This is a genomic window from Pleomorphochaeta sp. (genome assembly GCF_050031695.1).
GTDB lineage: Bacteria > Spirochaetota > Spirochaetia > Sphaerochaetales > Sphaerochaetaceae > Pleomorphochaeta.
The window spans coordinates 1-20323 of record NZ_JBNAIC010000001.1; the positions used below are offsets into that span (position 1 = coordinate 1).

The 20323-nt window shown below is 30.9% G+C and carries 15 protein-coding genes; all 15 read right to left on the reverse strand.

The features are described from left to right. Positions 1-618: M20/M25/M40 family metallo-hydrolase (locus ACPKM0_RS00005; protein WP_472472746.1), on the reverse strand; the 618-nt coding region annotated here is incomplete at its 3' end. A gap of 31 nt (positions 619-649) precedes the next feature. After that, positions 650-3367, reverse strand: a complete 2718-nt coding sequence (locus ACPKM0_RS00010) for a molybdopterin-dependent oxidoreductase (RefSeq protein ID WP_472472747.1) — start codon at positions 3365-3367, stop codon at positions 650-652. A gap of 68 nt (positions 3368-3435) precedes the next feature. After that, entirely contained in the window at positions 3436-4350 is a 915-nt protein-coding gene (locus tag ACPKM0_RS00015; RefSeq protein ID WP_464635693.1) for an ABC transporter permease, read from the reverse strand. After that, positions 4347-5489 (reverse strand): ABC transporter permease, encoded by a 1143-nt coding sequence (locus tag ACPKM0_RS00020; protein ID WP_472472748.1) that lies wholly within the window; start codon positions 5487-5489, stop codon positions 4347-4349. The genes ACPKM0_RS00015 and ACPKM0_RS00020 overlap by 4 nt, the downstream gene beginning before the upstream one ends. Position 5490: 1 nt before the next feature. After that, positions 5491-7005 (reverse strand): ABC transporter ATP-binding protein, encoded by a 1515-nt coding sequence (locus ACPKM0_RS00025; protein ID WP_472472749.1) that lies wholly within the window; start codon positions 7003-7005, stop codon positions 5491-5493. Positions 7006-7205: 200 nt separating this feature from the next. After that, on the reverse strand, positions 7206-8228 hold the full coding sequence (locus ACPKM0_RS00030; protein WP_472472750.1) for a BMP family lipoprotein: 1023 nt from the start codon (positions 8226-8228) through the stop codon (positions 7206-7208). A gap of 18 nt (positions 8229-8246) precedes the next feature. After that, positions 8247-9329, reverse strand: a complete 1083-nt coding sequence (locus ACPKM0_RS00035) for a 4Fe-4S binding protein (RefSeq protein ID WP_472472751.1) — start codon at positions 9327-9329, stop codon at positions 8247-8249. 22 nt (positions 9330-9351) lie between these two features. After that, positions 9352-11079 (reverse strand): dihydroxy-acid dehydratase, encoded by a 1728-nt coding sequence (gene ilvD, locus ACPKM0_RS00040; protein ID WP_472472752.1) that lies wholly within the window; start codon positions 11077-11079, stop codon positions 9352-9354. Position 11080: 1 nt separating this feature from the next. Further along, positions 11081-11980: a dihydrodipicolinate synthase family protein gene (locus ACPKM0_RS00045; protein ID WP_472472753.1), complete on the reverse strand. Its 900-nt coding sequence runs from the start codon at positions 11978-11980 to the stop codon at positions 11081-11083. An 8-nt stretch (positions 11981-11988) separates the two neighbouring features. Further along, positions 11989-13161, reverse strand: a complete 1173-nt coding sequence (locus ACPKM0_RS00050) for a M20 family metallopeptidase (protein ID WP_472472754.1) — start codon at positions 13159-13161, stop codon at positions 11989-11991. Continuing rightward, on the reverse strand, positions 13158-14510 hold the full coding sequence (locus tag ACPKM0_RS00055) for an amidohydrolase family protein (protein WP_472472755.1): 1353 nt from the start codon (positions 14508-14510) through the stop codon (positions 13158-13160). Before ACPKM0_RS00055 ends, ACPKM0_RS00050 begins: the two co-directional genes overlap by 4 nt. Before the next feature lie 6 nt (positions 14511-14516). Then, entirely contained in the window at positions 14517-14912 is a 396-nt protein-coding gene (locus ACPKM0_RS00060; RefSeq protein WP_472472756.1) for a 4Fe-4S dicluster domain-containing protein, read from the reverse strand. Further along, complete coding sequence (locus ACPKM0_RS00065; protein WP_472472757.1) at positions 14905-16758, reverse strand: aldehyde ferredoxin oxidoreductase family protein; 1854 nt, start codon at positions 16756-16758, stop codon at positions 14905-14907. The genes ACPKM0_RS00060 and ACPKM0_RS00065 overlap by 8 nt, the downstream gene beginning before the upstream one ends. Positions 16759-16767: 9 nt before the next feature. Continuing rightward, positions 16768-18171 (reverse strand): amidohydrolase family protein, encoded by a 1404-nt coding sequence (locus ACPKM0_RS00070; RefSeq protein ID WP_472472758.1) that lies wholly within the window; start codon positions 18169-18171, stop codon positions 16768-16770. A 296-nt stretch (positions 18172-18467) separates the two neighbouring features. Then, entirely contained in the window at positions 18468-19919 is a 1452-nt protein-coding gene (locus ACPKM0_RS00075) for a sigma-54 interaction domain-containing protein (protein ID WP_472472759.1), read from the reverse strand. Positions 19920-20323: the final 404 nt, after the last annotated feature.

Consider the following 20323-nt stretch of genomic DNA (forward strand, 5'->3'; position numbering starts at 1 on the left):
TTCATTTAAGAAATGAACCATTTTTGTTACGGCATTTACTCCTCTATCAGGATTTGCACTATGAGCAGGGATTCCTTTTGTAGTAACTTTTATTTCAGCTCTACCTCTTTGTCCAATATTTAATTTTAAGGAAGTTGCTTCTCCAATTACAACAAAATCTGGTTTAATTAAATTAATTACAGATCTAAGGGATAACCCTTCTGCAATTTCTTCAAATACAGTTCCAGAAACATATATATCACCATGAGGTAAATTAGATTCTTTTACCTTAGCTCCAGCAATAATCATTGCAGCAAGGGCTCCTTTCATATCTGAAGCTCCACGACCATAAATCTTATTATCAATTACTTCAGCACCAAAAGGTTCTTTTTTCCAAGCTTTTCTATTTGGAATATCAACAGTATCTACATGCCCATCAAATAAGACGGTTTTTCCATTTTCAACATTCTTATTTATTTTTCCAATGATATTTCCAACCTTATCGATAAATACTTCATCATAACCATATTTGATCATTTTTGTTCTTAGTAATTGAACAATCTTCATCTCATTTGCTGTAACACTAGGTGTTTGAATCATTTGTGCGCATAAACTGTGTAATTCTTTTATGTAATCCATAGTAGTCCTTCTTTATATATTTTTTAGTTTTTTAAGATTTTATTGATTTAACTGGTAAATTTGTAATACGAACACCAGTTGCATCATAAATTGCATTGATAATAGCCGGAGTTGTTGGAACCATAGTAATTTCTCCAATTCCTTTAGCTCCATAAGGGCCATCTGTTGTATAATCTTCAATAACTTTATATTCAATTTGTGGAGCATCTTTTATCAATGGAACTCCAATTTTTCTAAAAGAGTTAGTAACAATACCTTTTTCATTAATTAAGAATTCTTCACTTAAGGCATATCCAAGTCCCATAACAATTCCACCTTCAATTTGGCCTTTGACTCCTAATTGATTAATAACTTTTCCAGCATCATGTACAGCAAAAACTTTTAAAACTTCAACTTTACCACTTTCTTGATCCACAGCTACTACTGCAGCTTGAGTTCCAAAATCATAAGCAAAGTGGAGTCTATTTTCTTCTATTAGGTTTTCACTATTATTTGTATCAGCTTTTAAAGGAACTGTTCTTGGGGCACTATAGTTACCAATTCCAACAGTCTTACCAATTAGTTTATACAACGACGAATATGATATTTCTTTTTCATCAAATTTTAAACTATTATTTTCAAATTTATAGTCAAGAATGTTAGAATATTTATGAGTATCTGATAATTTAGAAATTATATTTTGCTTTAAATTATCTACAGCTAATATAATTGCATTTCCAGTTACATAGGTTTGTCTTGATGCGGTAGTAACACCAGAATCAATTGTTAATAAAGTATCATTAGCAATTAAATCAACTTCATTTATATTACAACCAAACTCTTTTGCTCCTATTTGTCTAGCAACAGTATCGGAGCCTTGTCCACTATCAACACTTGCAATCTTTAATAACAAATGCCCATCAATAAATTCAGCTATAACGCCTGCTTTATCATTCATCCCAGAACCAAGGCCAACATTTTTCATAGCGGATGCAATACCTATACCAATTTTCTTATTAGCTATTTCTGGAGTTTTATAATTTGATAACATTTCTTTTATCATATCTAAAGAAGCATCAAGACCAACACTGTCTCTAAGAATTTGACCACCTATGGTTTTAGAGCCAATTTTAAGGGCATTGATTTTTCTTATTTCTATTGGATCAATATTTAATTTCTTACTTAATTCATCCATAAGAATTTCACTAGCAACTGCTGGTTGATTTGAACCAAATCCTCTCATCGCTCCTGCTGGTACAGAATTTGTGTAAACTGCTGTACCTTTTACACTAACATTATCAATTTCATATGGACCTGATGAAAATAATACTGATCTTAGTATTACTGCTTCACCTGCAGAAGGATACGCTCCTGTATCAGCTAAAATCTCAGCTTCAAAAGCCTGTAGTTTTCCATTCTTTTTAGCTCCATATTTATAATGAAGAATTTCTCCATGTCTTTTAATGGTTCTAAGAAGTACATCGTATCTGTTCATAACCATATGAACGGGTCTTTTAGTAATATAGGTTGCTAAAGCTGCATGAATTTGAACAGTTGGTTCTTCTCGTCCACCGAAAGCACCGCCTGTTGCATTTGTAATAACTCTAATTTTTTCAATGTCTAAATTCAGATTATCAGCTATAGCTTCTCTAAAATCGAAAGAACTTTGGGATTGTGTACTAACTGTTAATAAATCATTTTCATCATAATAAGAATATACTGAATCAGGTTCTAAATAAGCATGATCAATTGCAGGGAGAGTAATTGTATCTTCAACTATCACATCACTATCTTCAAAACCTTTATTTACATCACCTTTTGTGATACTGAGCTTTTGTAATACATTTCCATCATCATAAATTTTAATATCACTATTCTCAGATTTACTCATATCAAAGATTGGTTCTAATTCTTGATATTCAACTTTAACTAACTTACAAGCTTCTCTAGCACTCTTTTTATCTTCAGCTAATACTAAGGCTACAGCATCTCCTAAAAATCTAACTTTATCAAAAGCAAATACTGGTTGTCTTTTGGAAATAATTCCAAACACATTTTTACCAGGAATATCTTTATAAGTTAGAACTTTTACAACCTTATCGGCTTTTTCTGCTGCCTTTGTATCAATTGATAAAATATTTGCATGAGCATATTCACTTAATACTAACTCCCCATATAAAGAACCTTTTATAGGTAAATCATCACTAAAGATTGGCTTACCCATTACTTTTAGTATGCCATCTTTTCTTATTACCTCTTCACTTAATCCTGTTTTATCAAGATTAAAGGTTAATTCTATATTTTCTCTAAGTGCTTTTGCAGCTAAATTAATAGCATCAATAATAGTATTATAACCAGTACATCTGCAAATATTAGAACCCAATGCTTTATTTATATCCTCTCTTGTAGGATTTAAATTTTGATCTAATAAAGCTTTTGAACTCATAATTAATCCAGGAGTACAAAAACCACATTGAACAGCCCCACAATTTACAAATGCTATTTGTAATGGATGAAGTTTACCATTTTTTTCTAAGCCTTCAATTGTTTCCACTTTTGTATTATTTAGACGACTCATTTTTTGAATACAGGATTTCTTAGCTTTACCATCAATAATTACTGTACAGGCCCCACATTGACCATTACCACAACCATTTTTGGATCCCATCAAATTTAAATCTTCTCTTAAATAATCTAATAGTGATTTCTCTAAAAGCGAGGAATAATGATATATCTCTCCATTTATCGAAATTGAATAATTACTCTCCATAAACTATCCTTTATTTAATTCTTTTCACTTAAGATAAATTAATAAATAATTCACCTAATCTTTTTATACTAACTCTTTACGTAAGGCTTACCATTTGCACTTGGGTCAATGGTTTTTCCAACAAATAATACAAGGACTAATAATGTAACTATATATGGACTCATTAATAAGAAGTCACTTGGAACAGGTACACCAACAGCTTGTAAAGTCATTTGCAGTGCTTCGGCAAAACCAAATAATAATCCAGCTAATAAACAACCTACAGGTGTTCTTTTACCAAAGATCATTGCAGCTAGTGCAATAAAACCTCTTCCTGCAACCATACCATCACTATACATAGATAATTGGGCAACAGATAAATAGGCGCCACCTAAACCAGCTAACATACCACTTACAATTACACTTATGTATCTAACTTTAAAAACATTAACACCAACTGTATCTGCAGCTTTTGGATGATGTCCAACAGCTCTCATTCTTAATCCAAAAGGTGTATGAAATATTACATAGTGAGAAATTATAACTATTAAAATTGTTATATAGGTAACTGGGTTTAATTCACCAATAATTGGGATTTTAGAGATTATAGGAATATTTATTACATCAATTGCTGCACATTGTGGAGTTCTACCTGGAGAGCCCCAATAATATTGTAAAAACAATGCAGGAATACCTGCTGCAAAGATATTTAATCCAACCCCTACTACACTTTGATTAGCTTGGAATCTAATAGACATCACAGCTAATAAAAGCCCCATTACTCCACCAAAAATTACTCCACATAATAATCCAAGCCAAGCACTTCCTGTTAAAAGAGAAACTGCAGCAGCCCCAAAGGCACCAGAAATCATCATACCCTCAATACCTAAGTTAATAACCCCAGTAGTTTCAGAATATGTGCCACTAAGAGCTCCTAATATTAAAGGAGTTGCCATTCCTAATGTAGAAATAATTAATGCTGTAGAAAATATTTGTAAAATCATGAGACTCCCCCTTCAACTATTTTTTCTTTTTCGTCAGATTGCTTCTTTAACTGATTCTGTTCTTTTCTTGCTTTTCTTTTCATTCGAATAGCAGATATTGAGAAATGGGATGCAATTAAGAAGATAACTAAACCTTGAATTACTTTAACTAAGTCAGCATTTGTTCCTGCAATAATTTGCATTCTAAGTGCACCAGTTTTTAAAGCGCCAAATAAGATTGAAGTTAATATTATTCCAATTGGATGATTATTTGCTAATAGAGAAACTGGGATTCCTTCAAATCCATAACCTGGTGAGAATTGAGCATAAAATCTACCATATACTGAGCAAATTTCCATTGCCCCTCCTATACCAGCTATGCATCCTGATATCATAAAAGCAATTATTGTTGCACGGCCTGTATTAATTGATGCAAATTCAGCAACACTTTTATTAAAACCAACAGCTCTCATTCTATAGCCAACAATAGTTTTCCATAAAAGAATAAATAAAATAGCAGCAATTAAAATTCCAATAAAAAACCCGTAATTCATCGGAGAATTGTGAAATATTGGATTCAATCTTGCATTGCCTGTAACAAATGGTGTTGCAGGTAATGTACTATCTAATCTAAATGGACCTTGTACTGATACTAAAAAGTTTGTTAATCGTATAGCTATTTTATTAAGCATAATTACAACTATAACTTCATGTAGTTCTAATTTTACTTTTAAAAATCCAGGAATAAATGCCCAAAGAGCGCCCATTATTCCTCCAGCAATTAATACTAAAAATATTTTAAAGAATGGAGGTAAATTTGGAAAAAACAGCCCAACAACAGCACCAGCAATTGCTCCCATGTAGAACTGACCTTCAGCACCAATATTAAATAAACCAACTCTATATGCAATAGCAAAAGAAAGACCGGTAAATAATAATGGAGTTGAAGCTAATAAAGTTTGTCCAAAATTTCTAAAACTACCAAAGGCACCTTTAAATAGAGAGGATAAAGCTAAAGTAATATTTCCCCCAAGAGCTGCGATAATTAATGCACCAATAAATAATGCTATAAATATTGAAATTATTGGGCTTAGTAATTTTTCTTTAAAGAAGTTAAATAAAACAATTAACCCTTTATTTATTTTATTGTTTTTAATCACTTTATTTCATTCCTCCACCCATATATAGACCGACTTCTTCTCTTGTTGTTTCCTCAGTTTTAAAATTTGCTACAATTTCTCCATCGTACATAACTAAGATTCGATCACTTAAAGCAAAAATTTCATCTAATTCATATGAAACTAATAAAATAGCTTTATTTTTTTCTCTTTGATCTAAGAGAATTTTATAAACAGACTCAATTGCTCCAACATCTAGGCCTCTTGTAGGTTGTGCTGCAATTAATACTTTAGGATCTTTAGAAACACCCCTAGCTAATACAACTTTTTGCTGATTGCCACCACTAAGAGAACCTGCTAAAACTTTTTCTGATGGAGTTCTAATATCATATTCTTCAATTAAAGCTTTTGCATGTTTAGCTATATTTTCAGAATCCATTAAAACACCTTTTTTAAATTTCTTATCTGCCTCCAATCCTAAAATTAGATTTTCAGCAACGGAATATTCAAGCACTAGACCCCAATGATGGCGGTCTTCAGATATATGAGAAACACCTAAATCGGAAATCATTTTGGGAGTAAATTTTAATGGTAAAGTATTACCACAAACACTAACTTTGCCTTCTTCAGGTTTTAATAGTCCAGCAAAAACTCTTAACATTTCACTTTGACCATTACCATCAATTCCAGCAATTCCAACAATCTCTCCAGCTTTAACTTCAAAATTTACTCCATTAACAACATCAATTTCTCTTGAATCTTTTGCTCTTAAATTTTCAACCTTAAATAAAACTTCTTTAGGTTCTTGTTCTTTTTTATTTACATTTAATAAAACAGGACGACCAACCATCATCTCTGCAAGCATTTTTTTTGTTACATCACAAGTATTTTCAATACCAATTACTTGACCAGTTCTCATTACAACTACTCTGTCACTAATATCTAAAATTTCTTGCAATTTATGAGTAATGATAATTATAGAATGACCTTGAGCTTTTAATTCCCTAAGAACAGAATATAATTCCCTTACTTTTTGTGGTGTTAAAACCGCAGTTGGTTCATCTAATATTAAAACTTTTGCACCACGATATAATGTTTTTAATATTTCTAGTCGTTGTTGCTCTCCAACTGATATATCTGCAACTAAAGAATTTGGATGAACATCCAAACCATATTTTTTAGAACATTCTTTAACTAATTTGACAGTCTTTTTCTTGTCCAATTTACCTTTTATTGTAGGTTCATCTCCTAAAATAAGATTTTCAGCAACACTAAGATATTTCACTAGCATAAAATGCTGATGAACCATTCCAATCCCATATTTTAGTGCATCTCGAGGAGAATTTATTATCGCTTTTTCACCATTAATAATTATTTCTCCAGCGTCCTTACTAATTAATCCATAAAGGATATTCATTAGGGTTGTTTTTCCGGCTCCATTTTCACCTAATAAGGCTAAAATTTCACCTTTATGCACATCCATAGAAACATCGTCATTTGCTAAAACTCCAGGAAATTGTTTGGTAATATGACTTAATTTTACAATTGGCTCACTCATTATTATTCCCTCTATGAGTAATTCCCAGATTTCAAAACTAATAATTTACTACTTTCAATATCTAATAGCATACCTAAATTTAACTAAACTCTATCAACAACATTTTATTTACTGTTTTATATTTCTAGCTAAACTAGGTAATGCTATTTTTAATTTTTCCATTTAAGATTTATTATCTTAAACCAAATCTGAATGCTAAATTATTGAACTAAACTTGGTGCAACGAATGCTGCATATTGGTCTCTTGTTGATGGAACAACAATTTCACCAGAAATAATTTTTGCTGTTGCATCGTCTACTACAGCTAAAATATCTGAACTAACACTACTTCTTACACTTTCAGGATATCCAACAGCTCCTTCAGCTAGACCTAACTCTCTCTTTCCAGCAGGGAAGGAACCTTTTGCAGCTTCACTAGCAATTGCCATTACAGCTTCATCAATTTTCTTAATTGATGCTGTTAATTGTTGTTTGCCAGCTAAATCTGATTTATCTTTATCGCAAGGAATTACCCATTTGCCATTATCAACAGCAGCTTCAATACAACCAACTTCAGTACCACCAGCAGCTAATTGAATTACATCAATTCCTTGCTTGTACATTAATGAAGCTTGTTCTTTACCTGCTCCTGGGTTACCAAAAGAACCAACATAACTAATAGTATTTGAAATAGATGGATCTACTGATGCAACACCAGCTTTCCAACCTGATTCAAATCTAATAGGTGCTGGTTGTTCCATACCACCAATAAATCCAACTTTACCACTTTCAGTTGTCATTGCGGCAATTATACCTGAAAGATAAGCAGCTTCATTTTCCTTAAACAATACTGAAGCAACATTATCAGCATCAACATAACCATCAATCATAATAAAATTAGTATCAGGATATTGTGCAGAAACTTGAGTTACAGCATCTAAAAGTAAAAATCCAACAGCAACAACAATATCATATCCTTGTTCACAAGCTGTTTGTAATCCTGGAACGTATTGAGATTGTTCTCCTGTTTCGATAACAGAAATGCTAGCGCCTAATTCTTGTTCAGCTCTTTGCATACCTTTCCAAGCTGCATCATTAAAGCCTTCATCTCCTAAGCCTGTTACATTTGTAACCATTACCATACTAAAACCATCATCTTCTGATGCAGTTTCTTTTGCTCCATTAGCAAACAATGGAACCATTAATGTTACCAAAACGGTTAAAGCAATTAACATCTTTTTCATAACTTTTTCTCCTCTCAATTATCTCAAAACAATTGCATTACTTGGACAAACAGAAGTACAAACTCCACAACCAACACAATCATCTTGATAAATATTTACTATCTCTTTTTCTTTTTTTATCGCTTGTTTGAAACAGGATTTCACACACAACCCACAGTTAATACATTTTTCTTGAAGAATACTTGCACTCTTATGATATTCTTCATATATTTCTTCTCTATTTGTTATAGATCTAAAATCAGATAAACTTTGATAGCCTTTTTTATCCATCCAGGATATTAAATCGCTGTAAATCTTATCAAATATTGGTAACCCATTTAGGATTGCTCCACCAGATATACCAACAGCTGTTGCACCTGCCATAATCAATTTTACGACTTCTTTATAAGATACAACTCCACCTACAGCTAAAACTGGAACATTAACATTTTTACAAATTTCTGAAATGTATGCTAAAGTCAAAGGAAAGATTGGTTCACTAGAGAGATATCCAAATCCATCTTTACAGCCTAAAGTATTTTTTCCAGTTTCTATATCAATATCCATTGCGGGACCTACAGCATCCATTGCAGCAATACAATTGACTCCAACATTTTCTAATTCTTTACAAAGATATGCGATATCCTTTCTAAAAGGAGGCAATTTTACCATTATTGGAACTGAAACATTCTTTCTAGCATAGCTTACAGCTTCAATCAAATTTTCAGGTTCGTAATCGGAAAAAGTAACAAGGGAAGCTCCTTTATCTTGTAAAATTTGAGCATATTCTGCTGCTTTTTTTGGTTTTACATGATTAGTAGCTACATTAGCAATTAATGGTTTATCAATTTTTAATTGATCTAATTCCTTCATCCAATTATCAAAACCAATATCTGTCCAATCTGCATTAATCAAACCCTTATTAGCCTTTACCATGTAAGGAGAGGGAGAATAAGATTGTTCATTCCTTATGCTTTTTGTTACAATAGCACCAACTTTATGTTTAGCAGCTCTCTCTATCAGTTCTTTACTTCCTGATAGAGGTCCTTCTGATAAAAACAAAGGACTATCAAATTTTACATTTGCAATTTCAATTGAAACATCAATTTTACTTTTTTCCATAAATAATTTCCCTATTTAATTTCTAATTCTTGGTTATTTCAAGATTTCCTAAATCTTTATTATGCTTTGAAGGAGGTAATAAAATTGCTCCTTCACTAGCTGAAGTTACAACCTCTCTATATAACTCAAGATAACTATCACTTACAATTTTTGTTTTTAGTTGGATATTTTCTTTTCTTTCTTCTAATTCTTGATCACTTAATTCAACAGATAAACTTCTATTTTCTATATCAAAAGAGATAATATCTCCTTCTTTGATATATGCTATTGGACCACCTTCAGCCGCTTCTGGAGAAATATGTCCAATACAAGGACCTCTACTTGCTCCTGAGAATCTTCCATCTGTAATTAATACAACTTTGTCTCCAAAGCCTGCGCCTTTAAGTGTTGCAGTAGCTGTTAACATTTCTCTCATTCCAGGACCACCTTTTGGACCTTCATATCTAATTACAATGACATCCCCAGGTTTGATATCTCCATTTAAAATTGCATCAGTGGCACCTTCTTCTTCATCGAAGATTTTTGCCTTACCTGTAAATTTGGTTAACCCCTCTGGTAAAGTAGCAACTCTAACAACAGCTCCATTTGGTGCTAAATTTCCTTTTAATACTATTAAGCCCCCATCTTTAGTTACAGGATTATTTAATGGATGAATAACTTCATTATTAATATATTCAACTTTTTCTATATTTTCTCTTACAGTTTTTGCAGTACAAGTTAGGTTATCTAACTCTAGAATTGATTGCATTTCTTTTAGTAAGGCTTGAACGCCTCCAGCATTATATAAATCCTCAATTACATATTCGCCACCAGGACTTAATCTACATAACTTTGGAGTTTCACGACTTATTTGATCAAAGACATCTAATTCAAGGTGTAAATGAGCTTCTTTAGCAATGGAAGGAAGATGTAAAAATACATTTGTTGAACCGCCTATAGCCATTGCAACTTTAATAGCATTTCTAAAAGCAGAAGGAGTCATAATATCTCTTGCTTTTATATCTTTCTCAACTAATTCCATTATTTTAACACCAGATTGTTTAGCTAATCTAATTCTCTTAGAATAAACAGCAGGAATTGTACCACAGTCAGGAAGGGATAATCCCATTGCTTCCGTTATACAACCCATTGAATTTGCAGTCCAAACACCAACACAAGATCCAGCACAAGGGAATGCTGCCTCAGCTATATCATTTAATTCTTTTTCACTAACTTTACCTTCTTTTAATGAAACTAAAGTCTCTAATACATCTGTTGGTGTTACTTTTTTTCCTTTATAGGTACCTTGAATCATTGGACCACCTGTTACCATGATGGAAGGAAGATTTAATCTTGCTATAGCCATTAATTGACCTGGCACGATTTTATCACAAGCACCAATACAAACAAGACCATCAAATTGATAAGTTTGACATTCCATTTCAATTGAAGAAGCAATTAAATCTCTACTAGGAAGAATATAATGCATACCGCCATGACCTTGGGCTAAAGCATCACATAAAGCTATTGTATTAAACTCCATTGGAGTTCCACCAGCTTCTCTAATACCTGCTTTTACAGCTTCAGAGATTTGTCTTAAATGCATATGACCTGGAACACTTTCACTCCAACTATTAGCTACTGCAATAATTGGTTTAGCTAATTCCTCATCAGTAAAACCACAGGCTTTTAAATTAACAGTCCAAGGGATTCTATGTGCTCCCGAGATAACTTTTCTACTTCTTAATTTTGAAATTTTCTCTTCAGTCATTTTATTTTAAAGCTCCTAACTCTTTTATAGTTTCAAGTTTTCTCTTCATAATAGCTTCTTCTTCATCACTCAAATCGATTATAGGATTTATACAATAGGATGATTTAATTGTAGGAATTCTATAATTCAATAATTTTTTTATCGTACTAAAATATGAAAACTCAAATAGAATATCTAAAACTCTATTAATAATATCTTGATAATATTCAGCTTCTTCTTGGTTGTTGTTTTGATTTGCTTTATATAGATTTGTAAATAATTCAGGATAAACATTCGATAATGTGCTAACAGCCCCATTTACTTTTAAATTCAAGGCTTTATTAACAATTCTATCTCCACCAACAAACACATATTTTTCTTTTGCTAATTTTCGATAAGAACTTAAGTTATCTAAAGATTTACTACTATCTTTTATACCAACAAAATTTGGCACATTTTCATAAAAATATTTAACAACATTTTCACTAATATGATTTACAGCTAAAGCAGGATTATTATATAAAAAGAAAGGAGTACCATTTGCTGCTTCAGCTATTTTCAAATAATGATTTATAATTGCTTTATCACTTACTTTGAAAAAAAAGGGTGATATTGCTGATATATAATCTACTTTGTTAGCTACAGCGTGCTTAACTAAATCAATTGTATCTTTTGTATTAATAGATCCAACATGAGCTATAATATCTACTTGATTATTATTTTCATCAACAATTAGCTCTAGGGCTTTTTTTCTTTGGTCTAGATCCATAAGAATTCCTTCCCCTGAAGATCCAAGAGCAAACAAACCATCAACTTTATTTTTTTGAAACTTGATTAATTCTTTAATACTTATTTCATCAATAGTTCCATCTTGGTTAAATGGGGTTACTAAAGCTGTTACTATTCCTTTAATTTTATCCATTATTTTACCTACCTACATAAAGTCAAGATAATTTTTTTATAGGCTATATAAGCTTTTTCAATTTCACTTAACTCGATTTGTTCTTCAGCTGTATGACACAAAGATGGAATCCCTGGTCCATATACAATTGTTGGAATTCTTAAATCATTTATTAAAAAATCCATATCTGTATAACCATCAGTTATATACATATTAGGTTTAGTACCATTTAGTTCTTCATGAATTTTCACAATTGATTTAACAATTTGTTCTCTCTCATCAATACTTGCAGATAATAAACCTCTTTCTTTTATCGGTTGCCAATCCCAATCTGGTCTATCTATTGAATAAGAAACTTTTAATGTGGGATTTTCTCTTTTACATTCTTCAAATATTTCTTTGATCCTATTAATCATTGCAAGTGGAGATTCTCCTGGGATTATTCTACAATCTAAAGAAATCTCACAAGTATCAGCGACATTGTTATATGCTGTACCAGCTTTAACAACTCCAACATTGATTGAATCATGTAGGATACCACAATTAGGACCAAAATCTACTTTATCAAACTCAGCTTTAAATAGTTTATCTAATATTGGAAGAGCTTGTTGAATTGCATTTACGCCTAACCAAGGTCTACAGCCATGAGAAGTTTTACCTTTTACTAATATCTTTATTGGTAAAGTTCCTTTACAGCCTAAAACTACACTTAAATTTGTTGGTTCTGTAACAATAGCAAAATCACTTTTAATCTTTGATTCAACCAATTTCATAGAACCTCTGTGTTCTGATTCTTCATCAATAACACAGGCGAGTACTACAGGTTTACTCAAAGAAACATTTTCTTTTTTTAATTGTAATAAAGCATATAGTGCACTGGCGATTCCTGATTTTTGATCTACAGTACCTCTCCCCTTTATAACATTATTTTCTCTCTTGATATGGAAGGGATCTTCCATATCAAGTTTAGCAACAGTGTCATAATGTCCATGAAATAATAAAGCGAAATCTGAATCACTTGAAACTGGAGGATAGGAAATGAGCACATTAAATCTAGAAGAAGTACAATATTGTTTCTCATAACCTAGTCCATTTTTTTTAGCAAATTCATATAAGAAATTTCCTAAATGTTCTTCATTTTTATTAACGCTTTCTATCTCAACAAGATCCTTAATCAGTTCAAATAATTCATTATCTATCATTCTGCTGTTACCCAATCATTTCTCTTCCAAAAGTCAGTTGCTTGAGCTCTACATTTTGCTCTAACTTCAACTTCATCTACTAGTTGGTGAACGCCATTTTTAACAACACACTCTCCATCAACATAAACATCTTTTACATGAGCACTATCTGCTACACTAACTAAATAGTTCCAAATATTTGCTTCAAATACTGTTACTGGAGAATTATTTTCTAGAAGAACAATATCTGCTTTTTTACCAACTTCTAAACTTCCAATCTCATCTTCCATTTGAAGAGCTTTTGCACCATTTATAGTTGCCATTTCAAAGACTTGTTTATCTGGTAATAGTTCTAATTCTTCATATCTTAATCTATGAATCATTTGAGATGTTCTCATAATTTCAAACATGGATTCTGTCATTCCATCAGTACCTAATGCTACAGGAATACCTTCTCCAAGAAGAGGTACCATATTTGGCCAGAAACCAAACATTGCATTACTTACAGGTTGGTGAGAAATCTTACAACCATATTTAGAGAGAATTTGTGGATCTCTTAAGATATCTAAATATGCTGCATGGAAGAATAATACATCTGGTCCTAAGAAACCTAAATCTTCTAACCATTTTACAGGTCTTTTACCATATTTTAGAGTTGAATCAGTTGTGTGATATCTTGAATCACTTAAGTGCATCATAATCCCACACTTATTTTCATTAGCTGCTTCTCTAACTAATTGAACTTCTTCTGGAGTAACTGTGTAAGTAGTATGAATACCAATTCTACCTTGAATTCTTCCACCTTTATCTCTCATAGCTTTAACAAAATCTAAATTTTCTTTTAATCCTAATAAGAAATTTTCATGACTAATTCTACCAGTTGATTCAAAAGATAATACACCTCTAATTCCACTTAACTCTGCAGCTTCACCAGCAGCAAATAAAGTACCAGGAAGAGCATTTGGACCTTCAACTGTATCAGTTGTAGTTGTAAATCCATGCTTAACATGTTCAATTGCATTAATTAAAGTTCCATATTTTACATCATCATTATTTACTTTGTTTTCTAATTTTTGGAACCAGAATCTTTCCATCCAAGATGCAAAAGAAAAATCTTCTTGAGCAAAACCTGAATATGGAATTGATCTAACAACTGCTGAATACATATGATTATGTGCACAAACAAAACCAGGGATAGCTATCTTTTTCTTTCCATCGATAATGGTTGTAGATCCTTCATATTTTGGTAGATCCTTCATATCTCCAATTTTAGAAATCTTATTATCTGTAATCTCTAAAAAACCATTTCTAATCAAATCATTTTTTGCTTGGGGAGTTACTACCATTACATTAGTAATTACTTTTTTCATATTTTCCTATTCTCCTATAGTTTTTATAATTAGTGCACCTTCTGGACACTCACTAATACAAGCGCCACATAGATCACAATTAATTGCTACATTATCTACATAATCAAAAAACATTCTGTTACATGCATTTATGCAAGCTTTACAAGCTGTACATTTAGCCTCATCAACTCTGACAACATTATTTTTATCTCTATAAATTGCATTAGTTGGACAAGCTTCAATACATTTTGCATTTTTACAGTTAACACATACTAAAGTTCTAAATTTTAATGTATCGTCTCGAATTACTTGGATTCTGGAACGATTCATATTAAAGCCTTCATTGTGTTTATAAGAACAAACATATTCACAATGTCTACAGCCTGTACATTTTGCTTTATCAACCATTATGAAACTACTCATTAATATTCTCCTCACTCATATATTTTTTATATGATTGGTGTTGATCAAAAATTTTTAATTCTTTTAGTTTTTTCACTGTAGGAATACCATTTTTGTCCCAACCTCTTAGTTGGTAATATTCATCTAACATATTGTCTTGAGTTTCTTTAGTTATTTTTTGTCCTTTTTTAGGACCATATTTAAGACCTTCAGTTGAAAATTTAGGAGGAAGATAATCAGATTTTCTACTAATTCCATTTGCAATTGCAAAAAGTCTATTCATATTCCAAATTCTTTCCCCAATTGCTTCTAAAGAGGCTTTATCATAATTTAAATTAGTTCCAATATTGATTAAATCAATTACACATTGACCATTAATTCCAATACCATATGGGAACTGACAAATCCCTAAACATTCTTCAGTAGCTTTAGCATTTTGCTGATTAGATACAAATTCTGCCTTACCATCAATTACATCTTGAGCTTTTAAAACGCCAGATAACTCTCTACCTAAAGGGAAACTTCTTAAATGGCAAGCACCTCTATCACTTGTTTGATAAGCTAAAGCCATACCAGTTGAAATCCTTGGTTCATAGCCTGCCATATCTAAACCTTTTACTTGAGGGGCATCTTCTGCTTTATTACCTAAGGCTATAGCAGTAGCAATAGAACCCTTTGCAAATTCATCACCAAGACCTTCTCTAAAAACAATATCTTTAATAACTTGAATTCCAATTTCGGCAGGATTCATATCTTCCTTTAATCCAAGTTTTTCAAAATCTAAATTATTATTTCTATATTCTTCAAAAACCAAGCCTAATACTGACCCACAGGAAATTGTATCTAGTCCATATTGATTACAAAGATAATTAAAGGCAGCAATTCCTTCTAAATCACTTACACCCAAATTAGCACCCATTAAAGCTAAAGTTTCAAATTCAGGGCCTTCAATACTACCTTTTACATAGGTACCTTCTCTGTAACCTTTTGAGCAGGAAACAGGACAGTTTGCACAAGATAATCTTTTTACTATTTTTTTCTCTAAAGTTTCGTGAGAAATTTTATTGTATTCAGTAAAATCTTCACCTGAGAAATTCTTAGTAGGAAGCCCTCCGATATCATGAATAAAGGAAACATTACCAACTGTTCCTTTTTCTCTAGTACCTGCTACCCAACCATTAGACATAACCCAAGTATTAGTTTCTAAGCATTTTTTATAGAATTCATCTTTATTTTCTGGAATAACATCACAATTACCAAAGGTTGTTATAAATTTTAAATTTTTGGATCCAAATACTCCACCAATTCCACCTCTACCAATATTTCGACTAAAGTCGTTTCCTAAACAGGCAAATGCAACTTTATTCTCTCCGGCAAGTCCTATTGATAATACATGTAATCTATTATTATTATAAACTTCTCTTACTGTTTTCTCTGTATCATAAATTCCAAAACCTTTTGCAAAAGCAGCATCAACAATTTCTATTTTTCCATTTTCAATTCTAATGCCAACTAAAGTATCAGCTTTTCCTTCAATTACTAATAAATCAATTCCACAAAGTTTCAATTCAGGACCAAAATGGCCACCAGAACTACCATCTACATTTATATTTGTTAGTGGGGATTTTGTTACTACATGGTATCTAGAAGAAGCTGGAACGCCTGTTGCAGAAAATAAACCTGGAGCTATATATATTGAATTCTTTTCATCATATGCATTAAGAATTGGATTTACTTCTTTTAAGAAATAATAAGTTCCAAGGCCTTTTCCACCTAAATATTCTTCTAATATTTGATTTGGAATCATCTCTTCTTTAATTGTTCTATTTGTTAAATTAATTCTAACTAGTTTATTAAACCAAAGCATTTTTCTCTCCTATAACTTCCAATATGTACCATTGGTTGGCCACTTAGCATTTATTAATCTATGTGTTTCAGGACCTGCTGATTCTAATAATTGATTTTGAGCAATTCTTACTTCTTCTAGAGTTTTATCTACATCAAGGGATTCAACTTTAAAATTATCCATTAAGACTTTTCCATTAACGATTGTTGTTTTTACATCTTTTGCTGATGCAGAATATACAATTTTTGGAACTATGCGATTTGAAAACAATAAATGAGGGGAATCAAAATCTAATAAGATAATATCTGCTCTCTTTCCAATCTCAATTGAACCTATCTCATTTTCTTTATTTAAAACTTTTGCCCCATTTATAGTTGCCATCTCTAAGGCTTGTTCTGCACTAAATACATCAGAGCTTTGATGTTTTTGTTTTTGTAAATAACTTGTTAATCTCATCATTTCAAATAAATCATAAGTATAACTTGCGGCACCATCAGTAGCTAATCCAACAGGAATGTTTTGACTCAACATCTCCGCAACAGGAGCTATCCCATAACCTAATTGAGAATTAGCTGCTGGGCAGTGAATAGATTTTGTGCCTGTTTCTTTTAACATATTTATTTCATTTGGAGTTAACCAAACAGTATGTACAAACATAGAATTTTTGCCCATTAGATTATTTTTATAATAAAATTCAGCATCCCTCATACCATATTCTTTATATGTATAAGCTAAAACATCTTGCCAACCAGCAACATGAGTACTCATGTTTATTGATAGTTTATCAGCTATTTCTTTTGATTGTTTTAAAAGGGAGAATGAAGCATCGGGGGTGGAGCCAATTCCGATTGCTACACTTATATTATCTTTATTATGATAATTCTCATAATAATCATAAAAATCTTTAATTAAGGCTTCTTTAGAATGTAACATTGTCATATCTGACTCATCACTAGAAGTTTCTCCAGCAAAGCCATTATCTAATAAACCGTATACCATTTCAGCACTTAATCCAGATTCTACTAAAGCTCTACTTGCTTCTCTAATATTGTTAAAATCAGTATGCATATACCAATGATCACAGATTGTTGTTGTGCCACTTTGAATCATCTCAAGTGATGCTAATTTTGCACTAACATAAGAGTGCGCTGGTGAAATTTTTGATACTATTGGTACTAAATATCTCCAATTCCAAGGTTCAAAATGCATATCATAGCCAATACCTTCAATAAGAGATTGATATAAATGAGTATGCGTATTTATTAAGCCAGGAAGTACAACACAATTTTTTCCATCGATTGTTCTTCTAGCTTTTTTTTCACTTTTTCCAAGTGCAACAATTTTACCATCATCAATGTAAATATCACAGAACAGCATCTCTCTTTTGCTATTCATAGTTATTACATAACCATCTTTAATCAGTAAATCAACCATATTTTTTCCCTATGCACTTATTAATGCATTTAATATGCCAAAAAATTTGCATTTTTAGAATTTATAGCTAATTGCTTATACTAATTAAAAATATTTTAATTTTTTATTCATTTTTTTGTTTTTAGACTAATATTTTTTCTTGATTTCTTTTTTCAAAATGAAAATTATCATTTAAAATTTTCAAAAAATGAAAAGAATTTGAAAAAAATTAATTATAAAAAAGGGATAAAAAAATAGAAACAGATTATCTGTAAAAAGATTCTATGTTTCTATTTTAGATAGGTTATTATACTAACTTATAGATAATCTTCAATATTATATTTCTTCATTCTTCTATAAAGGGTTGTTAATCCTATGCCTAAGGATTCAGCAGTTTGTTTTTTACCATTTGTATCGTAACCATAAAATTCTAATCCTTCAATTATTGCTTCTCTTTCTAATCTTTCTAAAGAAGAAAAACTATCACTTAAACTTTGATTTTGATTTTGGAGATATAATGGTAGATCTTTCATTGTTATTTCCCCTTTATCATTTAACATATTTAATAAATATAAAATAACATTTTCCAACTCTCTAATATTTCCTGGCCAATTATATTGCTTTAAATACTCTATGACCTTTTTGTTTAATAAGAAATTCTCAACATGTTTATTTAAAACAATATCTGAATATTTAGTTAAGAAATGATTAATTAAAGGAACAATATCTTCACTTCTCTCTCTTAATGCTGGGATTTTTAATGGAATTACATTCAATCTATAATATAAATCTTGTCTAAATAGACCTTTAGCAATTAATTCTTCAATATCTCTATTAGTTGCTGAAATGATACGAATATCTAAATTTATTAATTTATTAGAACCAATTCTCTCTATTTGTCTCTCTTGTAATACTCTTAATAATTTCGTTTGCAAATATATAGGCATCTCAGTAACTTCATCTAAAAAGATAGTTCCACCATTAGCCTCTTCAAATTTACCAGCTTTTCCTTTTCTTGAAGCACCTGTAAATGCACCTTCAACATAACCAAACAATTCACTTTCAATTAAATTCTCAGGGAATGCCCCACAATTTATTGCTACAAAAGGCCCTTTGTTTCTATGAGATGCATTATGTATTGCTTTTGCTATCATTTCTTTTCCTGTTCCTGTTTCTCCAAAAATTAAAACAGAAACATCACTAGGTGCCACAATTTTTGCTTTTTCTATTACTGAATAAAAACTTGGAGCTTTACCTATAATTTCCTTAAAGGTTATTTTAGTATTATTAATTGGTCTCTTAATTTTATTTGAATAATCTAATGAATTGCTTTTTTCTAAATACTTTGAAACATAGTTTGTAAAATTATCTGCCATCATAAAAAATAATTTCTTATCCTTTAATATCCACTCTTTAGTTTTTTCTTCAAATACAACAAAACTAATTGCTCCAAATAATTCTTGACCTACAAACAAAGGTACACAATATTCATATACTTCTTTGCAAAATCTTTTTTGCTCACAATTAGAACACACAATATCTTTTGTTGGATTTAGTACCTCTAGAGGTTTCTTGCTTTTTAATACTGTTTCAAGCACTCGCCCATTATTATTTAAAAACTGATCTATTGAACATTTCCCAGTTGCTGTTTGGCGTATTCTTTTATTATCTACTATAGCAATATCAACATTAGTTATTTCCGTAAAGACTTCAGAGTAGACCTTAATTTTATGCCTTAAAGAAAATAAAATCTCATTATTATTATTCATCATCACTCCAAAATTCATTTTTTTTAATTAAAAAATACTCTTAATATAAAAATTTAACATACTTTATCTATTACCACAAATATTTTTATTGTGCAAAATTTTTATAAATATCAAAAAAAATAGGGCATTACAAAGCTATAGCTTGTAGCACCCCATTGTCTAACTAATTAAATTAATACTTATTTATTATGTTTTTAGTATAATGAAAACCCCATTGTTATACAATATATGTCAGTAACTAGATTGTTAAATTATTACTATTCAACTTCACATTTTTATATATAATAAATTCAATTTTGGTATTTAACAAATTTATACAAATGTATATAGTAGACAAGACTTTTTACAAATATGTGTAATATAAGTATTTTATATGATAATTATTTACAAAGATAAAATTTTAA